At 38.6% G+C, this 16,879-nt stretch carries 13 protein-coding genes; 3 read left to right on the top strand and 10 right to left on the bottom strand.

Annotation, left to right across the window (positions count from 1 at the left end):
- Position 1: 1 nt before the first annotated feature.
- The 10 genes from BCL90_RS19285 to BCL90_RS19240 form a co-directional block, all read right to left on the bottom strand.
- Positions 2–775, bottom strand: coding sequence for a DUF3108 domain-containing protein (locus BCL90_RS19285; RefSeq protein ID WP_121286247.1), 774 nt, complete (start codon positions 773–775; stop codon positions 2–4).
- Between the two features lie 99 nt (positions 776–874).
- Positions 875–1,390 carry a DUF2480 family protein gene (locus tag BCL90_RS19280; protein ID WP_121285993.1) on the bottom strand — a complete coding sequence of 172 codons (516 nt, stop codon included), beginning with the start codon at positions 1,388–1,390 and terminating at the stop codon, positions 875–877.
- A gap of 65 nt (positions 1,391–1,455) precedes the next feature.
- Positions 1,456–3,540: a peptidylprolyl isomerase gene (locus tag BCL90_RS19275; RefSeq protein WP_121285990.1), complete on the bottom strand. Its 2,085-nt coding sequence runs from the start codon at positions 3,538–3,540 to the stop codon at positions 1,456–1,458.
- Between the two features lie 233 nt (positions 3,541–3,773).
- The gene (locus BCL90_RS19270; RefSeq protein WP_121285987.1) at positions 3,774–4,346 is read right to left on the bottom strand and encodes a hypothetical protein; all 573 of its coding nucleotides are present in this window, start codon (positions 4,344–4,346) and stop codon (positions 3,774–3,776) included.
- Positions 4,346–5,638, bottom strand: a complete 1,293-nt coding sequence (locus tag BCL90_RS19265; RefSeq protein ID WP_244094972.1) for an OmpP1/FadL family transporter — start codon at positions 5,636–5,638, stop codon at positions 4,346–4,348. The genes BCL90_RS19270 and BCL90_RS19265 overlap by 1 nt, the downstream gene beginning before the upstream one ends.
- Position 5,639: 1 nt before the next feature.
- The gene (locus tag BCL90_RS19260; protein ID WP_121285981.1) at positions 5,640–6,374 is read right to left on the bottom strand and encodes a type III pantothenate kinase; all 735 of its coding nucleotides are present in this window, start codon (positions 6,372–6,374) and stop codon (positions 5,640–5,642) included.
- Positions 6,375–6,529: 155 nt separating this feature from the next.
- On the bottom strand, positions 6,530–7,510 hold the full coding sequence (locus tag BCL90_RS19255) for a DUF6427 family protein (protein ID WP_121285978.1): 981 nt from the start codon (positions 7,508–7,510) through the stop codon (positions 6,530–6,532).
- Positions 7,511–8,162: 652 nt separating this feature from the next.
- A complete protein-coding gene (locus tag BCL90_RS19250) occupies positions 8,163–9,152 on the bottom strand; it encodes a glycosyltransferase family protein (protein ID WP_121285975.1) in 990 nt (329 codons plus the stop codon).
- A gap of 20 nt (positions 9,153–9,172) precedes the next feature.
- A complete protein-coding gene (locus BCL90_RS19245; protein ID WP_121285972.1) occupies positions 9,173–10,027 on the bottom strand; it encodes a UDP-2,3-diacylglucosamine diphosphatase in 855 nt (284 codons plus the stop codon).
- 1,493 nt (positions 10,028–11,520) lie between these two features.
- The gene (locus tag BCL90_RS19240) at positions 11,521–14,016 is read right to left on the bottom strand and encodes a YfhO family protein (RefSeq protein ID WP_121285969.1); all 2,496 of its coding nucleotides are present in this window, start codon (positions 14,014–14,016) and stop codon (positions 11,521–11,523) included.
- A gap of 129 nt (positions 14,017–14,145) precedes the next feature.
- Between BCL90_RS19240 and BCL90_RS19235 the strand changes: the two genes are divergently transcribed.
- The 3 genes from BCL90_RS19235 (at position 14,146) to BCL90_RS19225 (ending at position 16,878) form a co-directional block, all read left to right on the top strand.
- The gene (locus BCL90_RS19235) at positions 14,146–15,246 is read left to right on the top strand and encodes an alginate lyase family protein (protein WP_121285966.1); all 1,101 of its coding nucleotides are present in this window, start codon (positions 14,146–14,148) and stop codon (positions 15,244–15,246) included.
- Between the two features lie 46 nt (positions 15,247–15,292).
- Positions 15,293–15,799, top strand: coding sequence for a GbsR/MarR family transcriptional regulator (locus BCL90_RS19230; protein ID WP_121285963.1), 507 nt, complete (start codon positions 15,293–15,295; stop codon positions 15,797–15,799).
- Between the two features lie 263 nt (positions 15,800–16,062).
- The gene (locus BCL90_RS19225; RefSeq protein ID WP_121285960.1) at positions 16,063–16,878 is read left to right on the top strand and encodes a DUF393 domain-containing protein; all 816 of its coding nucleotides are present in this window, start codon (positions 16,063–16,065) and stop codon (positions 16,876–16,878) included.
- Position 16,879: the final 1 nt, after the last annotated feature.

Raw genomic sequence — 16,879 nt, 5'->3', positions numbered from 1 at the left:
ATTATTCTTTTGCTAAAGCATATTTCAGCCCATTGGCCGATTTTAATTCCATCGTAACTGCTCCCACCAATATTTCAACCTGTGCCTTTACAGGCACCCGATTTCCATCATCGGTTACCCAAAGGTATAACCGGCTATCCTTTTTAAAAATACGCCCAGGCTTAATAGACGGGCTAAATTTCAAACAGCGGATATTACCCAATTTACTCTTAACCGTTTCTTTGCCTACATACTCTACTTCAAGCGCCGAAATTTCATCGCCCAAAAAATAGTTCAGTTTAAACTTATCGCCAACTTTGATTTTGCTCATATCCAGGCTCCGGGCAAAGTAATAAGCCGAAACCAGATCAAAAGTCTGATCGGTTGGCGTGTTAAATGTCCCCCTGTTCGAAACTACTTTTTTAGCACTTTGCGTAAAACGCGCTTTATCCTGGCGTTTATAACTGGCCTCACGGATATTCTCCTGGTAGAAGTACGGCAAAAGGCTGGTTTTATCGATATACGAATCGTAATGATCCCTTATCTTATAAAAAACATCAAAAGTTCCCGAAGTTTGCGCATCAACGGTAAGTTTATAGGTAGGCCTGTTATCAAACTTTAAATCAGAATTAGCCACCTTAATAGTCGCTTCTGCGGCTGTGATAAACCCATACCTTAGTTTATATTGCAAAACTTCGCCTTCCTGAAATATAGCTTCTTTCTTCACGGGCAGTTCCTGAGCCATGGTGAAGAGACTGCATAATCCAGCCGTAACAGTTAAAAATATTTTTTTCATTGCTTTTGTATGCATTTGTGTGTGTTGCAGGGAAAACCATTTCCTAAAACCAGAATAAGTTCTTTCCTGTATGAAGATATACAAAAAGCAATCCAAAATTTAATCTTTTCTTTTATATACAGGAACAGTAGAGCAGGGCTCTCCAAACATAATGCTTTTAACTACCGGGGTAAGCAAATTGGTAACTTCTACATAAGCAGCAACCGGCACATCAATTTCGCCACACCCTTTTACTACCACACGTTCGTTCGCATAATCCTGCGGATTGATTTTAGCTAATGCCTTGGTAAACAAAACAGCTTCTAATGTATTTAAGTCTCCAAATACTACTTCATTCGAATAGGGCTTTAGCTTATTGGCCAGCAGCATATATGCCCATGTAGGTACAATGGCATCTGCAGAGCAGGTGATGGCCACATTCTTATCCTGATACTGCGCCCAATCGTGCTCCTTTATAAATGCCCGGAAATCTTTTTCCCTCAGCATTAATCCGTGAAACAAATTATCTACGATATCGTAAACTACCCTTTCGCCTTTAGGATAAAAATCTTCGAGGTTTAAAGTAATTAAACCGCTATTGGCAACTTTATTTATGATGTTTTCCTGAATTTCCATGGCCTTAAATAAAAAAACCGTCCCGACTGATCATCGGAACGGTTACAAAATTACGTATTTTCTAATTAATAGAATTTCACACGATTGTCTTTTATCTTGGCATTTTCCTGTAAAGCCTGGAAAGCTGATCCCAATGAACGCTGACCTAAACTTAACAACATGCTTTCTTTTTGTTTAAACATATTTGCAATTGGTGCAGGGTTTGTAAATCCATCAACAGTAAATACATATACACCACGCTCACCTTGAACAGGAGCAGATAATTTGCCTGGTTGTGAACCAAATACACTACCTACCAATGCATTTTCTTGTGCAACACCTGGAATTACAGGATTGGCAAATACTACGTTCTGTACTGGATTAACCGGACGGGCAACTTTAGCCGCAATCTGATCGATACTTCCTTTACCTGCACTAGCTAATTTTTCTTTCAATTGTTTTGCTTTAACCGCATTGATTACCATCGGTTCGATTTCTTTTTTCACATCAGCTAATGATAAAATACCTTTCGGGCTGATGTTGGTTAAGCGGGCTACCACGTAAGCATTGCTCATGGTATAAATTTCAGGTAAAACATCACCTTTATCTGCCGCGTAAGCATCCTGGATTAGTTTACGTGGGTTATCTAAACCTGCAGCAAATCCTTGTGTTGCAGCTACCTTATCAGCTACAGCTACTTTCAATCCTTTTTGGGTTGCAAATTTACTAAAATCATTACCTTTTACATCTGTTAAGAAACTGCTTGCCGCTTTATAAGCAGCTGCCTGGGTTTTACTACTTGCTGCCAATGCTTTTTCTACATAAGCCAATTTAGCTACCTTAGATGAACCGATCTGTTTTTCAATTTTAAGAATATGGTAACCAAACTGAGATTTTACAACTTTAATATCTCCTGTTTTACCATCAAAAGCAGCATTTTCAAATTCAGGAACCATTACGCCACGTGCAAAAGTACCCAACTCACCACCTTTATCTTTAGAAGGATCTATACTGTAGTTTTTAGCCAGTTCAGCAAAATTACCACCCTTTAAAATTAATCCTTTTAAGGAGTCAGCAAGTTTGATCGCTTTATCTTCTCCACCAACTTTAGCCGGATCGATTAAAATGTGGCTTGCTTTTACCGAATCAGGAGAGATACGGGTAGCAACCACTTTCACAATTTTGTACGAGTTACCGCTTAATTTCGGACCATAAAAACTGCCTGCAGGCAAAGCGAATACTGCCGAATCAACAGCCGGATCTAATTTACCTTTTGTGATATAAGTGAATGGAACTTTAACGTCTGAATTAATTGCGGCGAAAAGTGAATCGTTTTTAGCTACCTGGAAATCAGCGGCAATTTTATCTACCTGAGCTTTGATAGCCAATGAATCTGCTTTATTTGGGCTGATGCTGAACGTAACATACTCAAAAGCACGTGTTTCCTGCGGATTATTGAAACGCGCTTTGTTCTGATCATAATATTCTGAATAATCAGCATCAGTTAATTTAACTGACTTATCAGGAATTGAAGCATAATCTAAGCTTACATATTTAAAGTTAGCCAGTTTGTTACGGTTATTATACTCATCTGTAGCTTCTAATGAAGTTACATAAACCGAGTTACGGATTAAATTAGAATATTTGGTTTGTAACGCCTGGTTTTTAATCTCCTCCTGTAACATGGTAGATTGTTGCAAAGCCTGAGGTTCTTTCGATTTCAAAAAATTCATCAGGGTTGCACGGTCTAACTGCCCGGTTTGAGGATTAGAAAAATACTGTTTAATCAACGGGCTGGGATTCTGACCTTGTAATAAATCCAACAACTCATCTTCTGATACCGTTAAACCTAAACGATCATATTCTTTAGTTAACAAAACTTTTGCCAGCTCTGCATTCCATGCCTGATCAACAGCCATAGCGGTCATTTGTGCATTAGCACTTCCACCATATTGTTGTTTCATCTGGTTTACACCCTGATCAACCTTTGGTCCGAACTCATCGATATTGATGTCGTTACCATCTATAGACCCTACAACTTTTTGATTTGCCGACCAAAAAGGTTTACCCACGTTAATTGCATCACCTACTAAAAACGCAACAATTGCAAAACCGATTGCAAAGACCAGAATATAGCCTGCACGGTTGCGCAAAAATGTCATTAATCCCATATTGTAATTATAAATTTATTTAGTTCTTTTTTAAGAGGGCGCAAGATACAAATTTGCCTTAAAAAAGAAAACACAAAATTTTATTTATCAAGCGCTTAATTATTAAGGGGATGGAAGAGGTAAAATGGCAAATGGAAGATGAAAGATTTACCGTTAAAATTGACTTCAAAGCTGAGAGATTTCAATAGGATTCTTAATACCTGATCCATTTTACATCTTCCATTTTACATCAGTTAAAGCGCTACGCCTTCTTTCATATTCAATTCACCGTTTCCGCTATCCATTTCGTAGGTACTAAAATCCTGTGGTGCCTTGAAATTTATCCCTTCTCCTACGCTTCCGTCTACTCCCTTAACATACACCCGCTGATTGGAATAGAAAATTTTCTTCGATTCATCCCAGATTAGTTCCTGAGAGGAGAAGGTATCACCTTTACTGCTTTTCACCACCACGTTCTTCCTGAATTCGGTTTTGAGCTCATTATCTTTTCTGATGGCATAATCGCATACCAGATTTCCATCAATGGTTCCGTTAGGATTATAGAAATCAATGTTTACCCCTTTAATCATCTCCTGATAGGCACTCCCATTAGCGGGCGTAACCTTATCCAGTATCGGGGCCACACCTTTAGCTTTGATCCTCGCAGAATCGCTGTAGATAATATCCACACCTATAGTGCGGTCGCGAGATAGGATGGTCTTATTTATCGAAACTGAGTTTGCTTTTTTTAGATCATCATCGCCACAGGAAGCCAGAAAAAAAGGCAACACCAGAAACAGACCATATAAAAATGCTTTCAGTTTCATTAATCAACACGGTACTTACGGAACCAGGTATCATTCAAAGTAAAACCTAAATGGAAATTAATATATTGTTCCTTAACCAGGTTATTGTTTATTGTTCCTCGTTGTCCGAGTTCTGTTGTAAAATTAATTTTATAAAATGCAGTACCACCATTAGCAGTAGGTAACGGGAAACCAAAACCTAATGATGCCCCCATTTGTTTGATATCCTGATTACCGATCTTAATATAAGTTTTATCATAATTAACGCCAATGCGGTAATCTATACGTTTCAGGTAACTGTTGTAAGAAAATGCATCTGGTGTCCATTGACCTCCCAACGAAGCACCCCAGCTATCCTGTAAACCCTGGTTAACATTGTTGATACTTGTTGCAGACCATTTGCCCATCCTAAAATCGGCACCAATTAACCACTTGTCATTCTGCTGGATAGCGATCCCAAAATTGTGCGTTAAGGGTAAAGTAAGATTAGATTTACCGTTATTTACTGTATTTAATGTATCTGCTGCAGTACTTTCATTCCCATCCTGATCTCTTGTATATAGCGTAGCATAGGAAGTTAATGTTGAATTTATTTTTCCTGAAGTGCTTCCAGAGTAACCTAAGGTAACAATCGTTTTCTTACCCAATGTAAAATCGTACTGAATACCGTAAGAGTAGCTTAATCCCGCAACACTATTTTTGGTCTGAAGTTTTGCATTATAAGAACTTGCGCTATTAAATTCAGTAGCACGGCTGGTTTGAAGATTTCCGAAAATATATTCCAGGTTACCACCAATCCTTAAATGGTCGCCAAAACGGTAACCATAGCCCAAATAAGCTTTTGATAAACCACCTTCTCCTTCATAAAGTTGATTCAGGGTTGTGGTATCAACTTTCACGGTGTTCCTGTAATTATAACCCAGATCTGAATATGGTAAAATACCAAAACTCAATGCCGATCTTCTGGTAACCGGGGCTGCAAATGCCAGGTGACTAAAAGTAGAATTGAAACTTGATTCGCTTAAGTTATTGCGTGTTAAGTTGGTTACACTTGCACTCATACCAATATCAATCGTGGTTAACGAAATACCAGCATAAGATGCCGGATTCTGCATATTGATATTATTGAAACCGGTAACTTTGCTTACAGCGGTAGAAATTCCGCCCATTGCCCTAAACTGGGGCAATAAAGATCCTTTTATATTTCCAAGCCCATATCTTGAATATGGTGATGAAGTGGTAACCTGTGCCTGAGCACTTAAACCACAAACTAGAACGAGTATGGCTGCAATATAATTTATTCTTTTGTACATTTTAATCTGCAATAGCTTCATTTAATCCTTTTAATACTAAGTAAGGATCTTTTATAATTTGAGGCGCAAAGATGCTGTTTTGTAATTGTTTATACAAAAAATTAGCATCTCCCCCTGTTATAATTACCTTCAGAGCACTTTCTTTTTTATTATTTAGGGCGATAAAGCCTTCAATTTCGTTTATTATTCCCTGTAAAACGCCGTTCTTGATTGCCGATTGTGTATCAATACCTTCCACAATATCTTCATTTGCATCCCACTCCACCAAAGGCAAACGGCCGGTAAATTCGTGTACTGCCTTAAACCGCATGTTAATACCCGGACTTATGCTTCCACCAAAATATTCCTTCGAGCCGGTTAAAACATCGTAAGTAATACAGGTCCCTGCATCAACCACCAAACTCGCATTTGTTGGATGCAAACCATTTGCGCCTAAAATTGCAGCCCACCTATCCAGGCCTAAAGTAGCCGGCGTTTTATATCTGTTATGCACTCCATTTGTCAACATGGTTGAAAAACGGATATAGCTGGTGTGTTTTTTTAAAAAAACTTCTAATGGCCCAATTTCCTGGTTAACACTACTGATGATAGACTTCGCCGGTGAAAATTTCTCAATCAATTGAGCCAGATCAAGTATCCCAATTTTATTGAAACGCTGATGGTGAACAATTTCTTTATTTGCAAAAACACCAACCTTAACGGCAGAATTTCCAATATCAATGCTTAGCCTACGCATTTACAATCTCCCACTGCAAATAATATTTTCTCCAGAAATTCAAATGACCCCATTTTTTATCCATCTTGATTAAAACTAAAAAGCTTTAATTCTAAAATCATCCACAAAGCTATTAATCTTTGTTAAGTTTCGTTCTAGTTATTTGTTAAAAAAGGTTAAACAAACAGAAAATACTGTATTGAAAGCACAAATAAAACGAACAATGTTTCGTAAAACCAACGTTTTTTGGCATTGCTAAAATAGTACGCCAACAGTACCGATCCTGGTGGTACACAAAGCAAAAAATGCCAGGTCCTGAAATCAGGTTTCAGGTAAAAACTCGCTGCAGAAACAATAAACATGAAAAATAACAGCTGAAAACTTTTTCTTGTGCTAATAAAACTCCTGAAGAAATTTTCACGCAGTTGTAGTGATGCCAATATAATAATTACCGTAACCGGGATGAGTACCAAATAATCGTTATAGTTAATTTTAAATACCGATGGAAACTTATTACCCAATGGTTTCCAGATCTGATAAAACGAGCTTAAATTATCTTTCCAGTAATAAAATACAGCCAAAAAAAAGAATACGGTGATAAAACCAATTAAGCCCGCTACCCATTCGCGCCAATTAAATGACCTGAAAAGCAACAACGCTAAAAAGATCATCAGCAACATGGCCATAAACGGAAAGTAGATCAATGTTCCAACCCCTATAATCATCCCGATATCAAAAACCGTGGTAATGGAATTCGCACTCTTACCCAGTTTTAAAAACTTATCTATAATCCAGATCAACAGGAAGTTGCATAACAATGCCGGACTAAGGATCATAAAAGGCATAAACAAGCTTGTTCCTGTGATAAACATCAGTCCTGGCAGGAAACTGGGTTTGGCCAATAAATTATGGTTATTTACAATCCGGTTGAAAATTAATGCCTGCACATAAACCAAAAGTGCCGCAATAAAAATATTGGTATAGGGAGTAAAGGCATTATCTAAATCTACATTGATCAGCAATCGGGCAAAAGGTTCCAAAAAATCAAAGTTCAGCTTATCGTGCGTTTCCTGAAAAATGGCAATACGCAGAAAGAACGTATATGCCAGCAAGAATACGAGGTTAATTGGATTTAGCTTTCTAAACTGATTAATCATGCCTTTTTAAAGAGTAGGCAAAGTAAAGAAAATAATTTAAGAGTAAGGAAGAAAGATGAAGAGCGGAAAGGCTAAAGCTTAAAGCTAAAAGACCAAAGCTTAAAGCGGAAAGAACTAAAGGGAGAATTTATAGTCAAATAATTATAGAGTTGTCAGTCTGAGTGGAGTCGAAGACCATGTGGCAAGTGACAAAGTATATCGTGAGGAGCGAATCTGTTATTTTTTTTGAAAAGCAGGTTCCTGTTCGTTTCGGTTCCGGTAGCCCTGCCATTCGCTTTACCTCACTGCGCTCGGTGCCCGCTCCTGTCAGGTTTAGATTACACAGGATTCTGCCACAGATTAGAATAAACCTAAGACCAAAGCGAATAGATAACTGGGGAATGTACTAATAGGCGATGTATAGCTAACCTTTCCCAAAAGCGCTGCTTTGCGTTAAATAAACCCGGGAGTAGCGGCAGCCCGATCTTTTACCGATGAATCGGTACTAAATTAGCATCGGGCTACAGCGAATAACGGGGCTGTACAAGCCAAAAGCTACCGGCATTCGTTTCCAAACAATCAAGTAAATTAATTCATCATTGGAGATGCTTCGACTACGCTCAGGATGATAAACGAGAAAGTCAACTCTGGACTACCTACTTAAGACTCAGGACTAAACCCTGGCATATTTCTTCACCATATCATCAATAATCTGCGCGGTTTCATCCGGAAAATTAAACTCATGCTGTTGAGGATTTTCAACCCAATTTTTGATAATAGGCAACCAGTTTGTGGTACTGCCCCAAATTACAGGCAAACCAAACTGTTTTAAAGCATAAGCATTGCATTGCTGCTCAAACTGGAAACGCATAGGAGCTACCAATAATTTTTTCTTCAAATAAAGTGCTTCTGCCGGGCCTTCAAAGCCTCCGCCAGTAAATAGCCCTTCGCAGGTGGCCAAACTTTTATTAAATTTTTCGTTATTAACAGGTTCTACAAAAACATTCCCTTCCTGGTAGGCAACTTTGCTGTGTTTAGAGAAAACCTGCCAGGTAACTTCAGGCAGTTGTGTAAAAAGCTTTACCAGACGTTTGTCGTCAATGGCAGGAAGATAAACGGTATAATGCCCTAAATTTTCACTTTTCAGATTTCGAATCTCTGCCCTGATTACCGGAGTATGAATAAAACTATCATAGCGATCGAAATGAAAACCAATGTGGTATTTAGTAGGTGCATAGCGGCTCAAAATAAGCTTACCCCAATCCAAAGTTCTTGGACGCGGTACTTTTTTAGATTTAAATGCTGCCTGATGGCTCAATGAAACACATTCAATTCCTTGCAACTTACAGGCCCAGGCACTCACCGGCTCAAAATCATTAACGATTAGATTGTAATCTTTGAGTGGCAGCTGCTTCATATCTTTCCTGAAACGGAAAAGATTCATACTCATCCAGGTTTTAAAATGGTCTACACCACCTTTTTTTCCAAAGATAAAACTGAAACCATGTAATTGGTATTTTACGGGCTGACTGAGTTTCACATCGGCCTGGGTACCACTCACTAAAATATCCAATTCGCCATATTTTTGAAGCAAAGGAATAATTTCCCTGGCTCTGCTGATATGACCGTTACCTGTTCCCTGTATTGCGTAAAGTATCTTCATTTGTGCCCGAATATCTAAAATTATTGGGCAATTTCATATTTTATATTCTGTAAAAGAATATTTATGTCGAGTTTACTTTTTAAATCTTCAGCATCAGAAAGAATTCCCTCATCCAATTGATCTTTTGTAAAATGTTGATGCTCATACTTAAATACGGTCCAGTTTTTATCCTGATATTCTAAAGCCGTTAAACTTTCCACCCAATCGCCACTGTTCAGGTAAGTTACTTTTCCATCTTCAGTGGCAATTTCGCGTTGCTCGGCCTGATGAATGTGACCACAAACGACGTACTGATAACCTTTTTCGATGGCCAGTTCTGCTGCAGTTTGTTCAAAACTATTAATAAACTTAACGGCATCTTTAAACTTAGCTTTGATTTTTTTCGAAAAGCTCATCTTCTCCCTTCTAAATGCGGTAAGTACCCAGTTTACGAAACTATTAATAAGGATCAGCGTATCGTAACCAACCGCTCCCAATTTAGCCAGCCATTTAGAATGCTGCATGGTTACATCAAAAACATCACCATGGAAAAACCATGCTTTTTTACCATCGAGCTCTAAAATCAGCTTATTTTGAAGGTGAAAAGTACCCATCTCCATGCCGTCGAATTTGCGGAGCATCTCATCATGGTTGCCGGTCAGGTAATGCACCTGAACACCCTCTGAAACGAATTTCATCAGTTTACGGATTACTTTCATGTGCGATTCGGGCCAGTAACTTTTACTAAACTGCCAGATATCGATGATATCGCCGTTTAGGATCAATGTTTTGGGTTTAATGCTTTTCAGATACTTTAAAAGTTCTTTTGCATGACAGCCATAAGTACCTAAATGTACATCGGAGATTACGACTACATCGATATTTCTTTTATCCATAAAAGGGAAATTTTAGGGGGAAGGGTAATGTTACCGCCCGGTTAAAGCAGTTTAGAGATAAATTAGTTGTGTTACCACTCTTCTTCCTCATCGAGTTTTACCTCAAAAGGGCTAAAGAAATAAAGTACAACAATTAATAAACATACGGCAAAGAATGACTCTAACATATCACCTGATTTTTCATTACAAAGATAAGACGCTGTATATCAAACAAATGTTACGACATTGTTAAATTATTATTCAATTTGATAAAGTATGTTAAAATGACATCCGAAGGGGTTGTTTGGTTCAAGAGTGCATTAGTCATTGGTCATTATCCACCGTCGTCAATGTTGAGGTAGATTCTGAATTATCCAACAGTTTTCCTTGCCAAAGGATCCTTCGACTACGCTACCATTGACAGATTCCAAAAAAAGGTCGTTTTATTTAATACCTGAAATTCATTGAATATGTATTCCCACGCCAGCAGCACATGTAAGCCAGCAATGAAGGAATATTAATGGTACACTTATTAGCAACAGTATAAAAAAACTCCGAACAGCCGTTTATTGTTTCTTTAACCAGGCTGCTCCGACACAGTGATACACCAACAATACCTTAAGATAACTTTCCCTTTACCTTTTATTTAGCTATTGTTAGCCTGCCGATCTAAAGCGAGTCAAATGTTTGATCTACCTGATCTCCAGCAGGGGCATCACTCAACCAAAGCAAGGGTTAAGTAGTGTGCAAGCAGGTGTTAAGCAAGCCTGGCCGAAAGGTGGCATAAACGTGGGGTAAATGTGGCGTAAAGGTGGACTCGGAATATTTTTGGGGGGGGGATCTTTAATCAGACGGATTGATTTGGGTTATCATCGCTTTTGATTAATCTAATATAAAAAATTATGGTGAAGCGGGCAAAAAAGAGCTTCGTAATTTTTGGCACGGACAGCAGAAATGCAATTTGTTCGTGTCTGTCCGTAGCGTTCCGAAGGGCGCTACGGATTAATAATAGAAAAGAGTCTGTGACTCGTTTTAATTGAGTTTATAAACTCAATTTTATTCTTTGTATCCATTAGAGACGCTATGCTTAACTCTACGGACAGAGCGGGTTGTCGAAGACCTATTTACAACGCATTAATAAAGCACTTCGACTACGCTACCATTGACAGCCCCAATAGAAAGATCGTCATCATAAGGCACGAAGCAGCCTTAAAGCGCTCGCTACTCGCGATAGTTGTAAGATTTCTTCCCCGAAAATCGGGGCAGGCTGTCGGCTGAAAAAGCCTTCTCGCATCCGATAGCTATCGGATGACAATCCCTCGCCGGAACATAGCACTAAAACCCTCTGTCAATTATATTGATTTTTATACAATAAATTACCCCTCAGGATGACAAACCGAGGGAGATATTCCGTGCTTCTGTGTTTCCGTGGCAAGAAACCGCTGCAAAAAATTCTGGTAACAAAAAACCCCGTAAGATTGAATCCTACGGGGCGTAAATCTATTTAAAGAAGTTTAAGCTTTAACCGCTTTCTTTTTCTTCTTTTCTTCTGAATAAAATCCAAAGCCCAATCCGGCCAATAACAAGATCGATCCAGCCAAAGAGATTTTCTCTCCGGTATAATACGATGTTGGATGGAAAATAAACTCAAGTTTATGGTTACCTGCCTCTAACTGCGCTGCCCGTAAAACATAATCGGCCCTGAAGTATGGCTTCTCAACTCCGTCGATATACATTTTCCAGCCTTTATCATAATAGATCTCAGAAAACACTGCTATCACGTCTTTAGCGGTTGAATATTCGTAAGTTAAATGATCAGGGTTGTAGTTCGTTAATTTAATAAAACCTTCCTGGCCGGTTCCTAAGCGTTTGGTGTCAATTGAATTCTTGAAGCTTTCATCAACAATAGCTTCCTTCTTCGCATCAAAACTGCTAATCGCCTTCATTTCTTCGTCAGCGTTTTTAGCAAACTGAACACTTTGTACAAACCATGCATTACCCGCAGCCGTTGCATTGCGCTGCATTTTATACGATCCGTTCTGAGGATCCTGTGTAATAATGTACTTGGTATTTAACATATCCAGAACGTCCTGGTTAATGCTTTTTGTTAATTGGTTATCAACCAACTCCTGAAAACGTTTTAACCTTGCGGAGTGGAAACCACCAACGGTTTTATGGAAGTAAGACGTTTCTGCACTTTTAAACGGATCACCCAACGATAGATCGAAAACCCTGAAGTTTGGATCTTTATCGGCTGAGATAAAATTATCTACATCCCTTGGCTGGTAGTGGTTATCTAAATCAGATTTGCTTACAAAATTTTGGTTGTTCAAATAACGACGGTCAACCTGCCATAAATCGATCAGGACAAACAAAGCCAACAAACCAAAAGCCAATTGCATGTTCATCTTCTTGGTGATAAAAGCCCAGGTAATACCAAAACCTAACGCAATAAACAATAACGAACGTAAAGCATCGGCACGGGCCAAAGCTACACGGTCAGCAACAATGCCATTTAAAATTTCCATCGCCGCAGCGCGGTTATTTTGTAAGGTTTGTGTTAAAGCGTCTAAAACCTGTGGTTGGTTGGCCTGCGTAAAGCTGAAGAACGCTGTAGGGATCACAGCAATAATCAATGCGAAACCGCCGGTTATCCCTGCAGACCATGTTAAACGCTGTACCAAATATTTTTGATCATATTTACCATCCTGTGCTTCTTTAATGGCCAAGATTGCCAATAAAGGAACCAAGAAGCCAACAACAGCTAAAATAGATTCAACTGCCCTGAATTTGTTGTAACCTGGTAGGTAATCAAAAAAGATATCAGATATAAATGGTAGGTTTTGTCCGAATGATAAGAACAATAACAAAATACTGGTTCCCAAGATCCACCATTTCCAACGGTGTTTTACAATAAACAAGCCGAAAACAAACAATAAACAAATGATGGCTCCGAAATAATATGGACCAGATGTACCTGGTTTATTACCCCAATACTGGTTAGTGCCCAAATTCTGTGCAACATAACCAATGGCCTGACGCGGATCTACACCCTGAAGATTTTTCTCTACTGCTTTATAGGTATTGCTTTCAGGTTTGATTATTTCATCAACACTGCTTGCACCGCCATAAATATTTGGGATCAGGAACGAGAAACTCTCTCCGATACCCTGGCTCCACTGATAAGCATATGCTTTATCCAAACCATTTGCGGGTTCGGCTTTATCGGTAGTTAAGTTAGATTTTCCACGAATGGTTTCTTTGCCATACTCATAGGTTGTCCACAGGGTACCTGCATTTACCAGAACCGATAGAAAAACACCTGCAACAATATAAGCGACAGATTTACCAAATGCGGGAAGCTGTTTTGCTTTAAAGGCGTGATAAAGTTCTATACAGCCTAGAATAAACAACGCTATAAATAAATAATAGGTCATTTGGATGTGGTTAGAGCGGATCTCTAAAGCCATAAAAAGCGCCAGCAAACTCCCACCAACCAAATACCGGCCTCTTAATGTGAGAATAATGGCGGCTAAAATAGGCGCAAAAAAGCCAATGGCTAATGCCTTATTGCTATGCCCAGCTGCAATAATGATAAAATTATAGGATGTAAATGCAAAAGCGATTGCCCCCGCAGCAGCAAGCCAAGGGTTTATTTTTAATACACAAAATAGTAAGTACGCGCCTAAAAGGTATAACAAAACTGTTCCAACAGGATCAGGAAAAATACCTTTAATTACATCGATACCGTACGTTGTAATGTTAAGAGGATACTGTACCCAAATTTGATAAGCTGGCATACCACCGAACATCTGATTGGTCCAAAGTGGGCCTTTACCATCTTTCGCCTTAATATCCATAATTTCTTTTTGCATGGCCTTCGCCTGCAAGACATCGCCCTGTTGTGGTGCTTTACCCTGCAAAACAGGACTGAAGTAGGCAAAAGTGATGACTACAAAAAATGCAATAATGGCTAAGTGAATGCCATTTTTATTAAACCAGTTATTCATTAAGGTTTGTTTAAGTTTAAACGAATGTCAAAAATAAAAAATTGGGCGGTATAAAAAAGCAATAAATTAAATGCATGCTGAATAAAAAATTAGATTTGTGATAAAGAATAAAAATTCAACCTATTTATTATGAGAAAGTTTGTTGTTACAGCTGCTCTTGCTTTATTATCTTTTTCTTCATTTTCGCAGCTGGTCAGTTTAAATAATGATGAAATCAAAAAGCTAAAAACGCAGATCAAAAACGAAAAGGAAACCCAAAAACTATACCTGGGCTTTGAAAAATCGGCATTAAATTATTTAACGGCACAACCAAACCCAATTGATACCATCCGGACTGAAGGATTATTAAAGGGAAATCCAAAAAAAGAAAAAACCAGGTTAGCCCTGGCAGACATGAACAAAATATTTGCATTGGCCTTACAATACCGGATTACCGATGATCAAAAATATTTAAACAAATGTGTAGAATTTCTTGGCGCATGGGCCAAAATTAATAAACCAAATGGCGATCCTATTGACGATACCAATCTGGATAAAGCCATTGAAGCTTACGACCTGATTAAAAAAGATATCCCTATAGCTGATAAAAAACAGATTGAACAATGGCTTACTGAAACGGCTTGGGCAGAAATTAACAGCAAACGGATGAAAGCGGGCAGGGCCACTGCCATTAACAACTGGAATGCGCACCGCCTAAAAGAAGTAGGCGAAATCGGCTATACTTTAAACAATCAGGATTTGATCAGGTGGGCTATCGACAATTTAAAAAGCCACATCAATATCAATTTATATCCCGACGGAACAAGTTTGGATTTTAAAGAGCGTGATGCCATGCATTACCACATTTACGACCTGGAACCTATGTTAAAACTGGCCATTATAATTGATAGGGCAAATGGGGCTAATTTTTATACTTATGAGTCACCTAAAGGATCTTCGGTCAAAAAATCTGTAGAATGGCTGATCCCGTACATCAATGGCGAAAAACAACACGAAGAATACGTAAATACAACCGTTAAATTCGACCGCGACCGGGCCAGGAACAATGAGCCTGGATTTGCTCCAGGGACAATGTTTAAACCAGATTTGGCTTTACCCGTATTAAAACTATCTGTCTATTTCGATAGGGCACAGGCTGATCTGTTAAAAAAAGTAAATAACAATGAGGCTAACTGGCAGATGGTGCTGGATGAGATTCAACGCGATAGCAAATATTCTCCAAACAAATAAACTTTCAATAATTTTTGAAAGTTTAAAAATAACTTTATATTTGTACATGGAATTAGCAGCAGCAAAATTAAAATTTATAGAAGCTTGGGGCAAATTAGGCTCAGAATGGGGAATTAACCGCACCATGGCCCAGGTACATGCGCTGTTATTAATTTCGCCCGAAGCGTTAACCACCGAAGAAATTATGGAGCAACTCAGTATTTCGAGGGGCAATGCGAACATGACCCTCCGCGACCTGATTGGTTGGGGACTGATTGAAAAGCAACATAAGGCCGGTGAGCGGAAAGAATACTTTTTTGCGGATAAGGATGTTTGGAATATTGCCAGGCAGGTGGCTAAAGAGCGCAAGAAAAGAGAACTGGAGCCTGTTTTAAAAATTTTGAACGAACTCTCTACGGTTAATGGCGATGAGAAAGACCCGGAGTTTATTACCTTCAAAAAATCGGTAAAAGACATTAACAAACTGGCCGGAAACGTAGATAAAACTTTAGAAACGATGCTTAAAGCAGAAGAAAGCTGGTTCTGGGGTTCGGTGTTGAAGGTGTTTAAGTAGATTTTGAGAGGGGAGACAAGAGTAGCAAGATAGAAGTAGCAAGTATCAAGACAGATAGAAAAGTCCGTCATTGCGAGGCACGAAGCAATCTTACAACGTAGCGGGAAGGTGATGGTAAGAGAGAAGTAGCAAGTATCGAGATAGATTTACCCTAAGCCTTACACCTTAAGCCCTAGACCTTAAAAAAGCCTTACCTATTGTTCGGCTTTATTTTTTAATCAAAACTTTCATATTTTACTGAAAGTATTAAAATTTAAATAAAAATGAAAACGCTTAAAAACCACGTAATTTTATTTGACAATGAATGCCCGATGTGTTATGCCTATACTAAGGCCTTTGTAAAAACAGGTATGCTGGCTCAGGATGGTCGTGAAGCTTACCAGGAAATGCCCCAAAATATTTGCCCACTGGTAGACCGGCAAAGGGCTGCCAATGAAATTGCACTGGTTAATACAGAAACTGGCGAAGTTACTTACGGCATCCAGAGTTTATTCAAAATTATTGCATACGCTATGCCCTTTTTTAAGCCTTTATTTTTGTTTAGTCCATTTGTTTATCTGATGCGTAAATTTTATGCATTTATTTCTTACAACCGTAAAGTAATTATACCAGTTGCAGTAAAAGGAAATAGCTTACAGCCAACTTTTAAACTCTATTACCGTATCATCTTTCTGCTTTTAACCTGGCTTATTACTGCTTATATATTAACAGATTATGCGCATCTGCTTACCGGTTTTGTGCCCCTCGGCAGTAAATACCGCGAATACTTAATCTGTGGTGGCCAGCTATTTTTCCAGGGTGCAATCATTAGCTTTTATAGAAAAGAAAAGCTTTGGGATTACTTAGGGAATATGATGACCATTTCTTTCGCAGGTTCACTTTTACTCTTGCCCATTATAATTCTGGCAAAATACATCAGCTTTCTGCCCTTATTTTTTCTGTTATACTTTTTAATGGTTGCGGGATTGATGTTTTTAGAACATATTCGTAGAAGTAAATTATTAAAGCTAGGTTGGTTGATGAGCATTACCTGGGCACTTTACCGCTTAATTGTTTTGGGTTTAATCTTAATTTTATAAT

Source organism: Pedobacter alluvionis, from assembly GCF_003664035.1.
Lineage (GTDB): Bacteria > Bacteroidota > Bacteroidia > Sphingobacteriales > Sphingobacteriaceae > Pedobacter > Pedobacter alluvionis.
This window is presented reverse-complemented; position numbering and strand designations above follow the sequence as displayed.

Excerpts from the sequence above, each read along its gene's own strand:
- BCL90_RS19235 (WP_121285966.1), top strand. The coding sequence starts at position 14,146 with ATGAGAAAGTTTGTTGTTACAGCTGCTCTTGCTTTATTATCTTTTTCT.
- BCL90_RS19270 (WP_121285987.1), bottom strand. The coding sequence starts at position 4,346 with ATGAAACTGAAAGCATTTTTATATGGTCTGTTTCTGGTGTTGCCTTTT.
- BCL90_RS19230 (WP_121285963.1), top strand. The coding sequence starts at position 15,293 with ATGGAATTAGCAGCAGCAAAATTAAAATTTATAGAAGCTTGGGGCAAA.
- BCL90_RS19225 (WP_121285960.1), top strand. The coding sequence starts at position 16,063 with ATGAAAACGCTTAAAAACCACGTAATTTTATTTGACAATGAATGCCCG.
- BCL90_RS19285 (WP_121286247.1), bottom strand. The coding sequence starts at position 775 with ATGAAAAAAATATTTTTAACTGTTACGGCTGGATTATGCAGTCTCTTC.
- BCL90_RS19275 (WP_121285990.1), bottom strand. The coding sequence starts at position 3,540 with ATGGGATTAATGACATTTTTGCGCAACCGTGCAGGCTATATTCTGGTC.
- BCL90_RS19240 (WP_121285969.1), bottom strand. The coding sequence starts at position 14,016 with ATGAATAACTGGTTTAATAAAAATGGCATTCACTTAGCCATTATTGCA.
- BCL90_RS19265 (WP_244094972.1), bottom strand. The coding sequence starts at position 5,638 with ATGTACAAAAGAATAAATTATATTGCAGCCATACTCGTTCTAGTTTGT.
- BCL90_RS19245 (WP_121285972.1), bottom strand. The coding sequence starts at position 10,027 with ATGGATAAAAGAAATATCGATGTAGTCGTAATCTCCGATGTACATTTA.
- BCL90_RS19250 (WP_121285975.1), bottom strand. The coding sequence starts at position 9,152 with ATGAAGATACTTTACGCAATACAGGGAACAGGTAACGGTCATATCAGC.
- BCL90_RS19280 (WP_121285993.1), bottom strand. The coding sequence starts at position 1,390 with ATGGAAATTCAGGAAAACATCATAAATAAAGTTGCCAATAGCGGTTTA.
- BCL90_RS19255 (WP_121285978.1), bottom strand. The coding sequence starts at position 7,510 with ATGATTAATCAGTTTAGAAAGCTAAATCCAATTAACCTCGTATTCTTG.
- BCL90_RS19260 (WP_121285981.1), bottom strand. The coding sequence starts at position 6,374 with ATGCGTAGGCTAAGCATTGATATTGGAAATTCTGCCGTTAAGGTTGGT.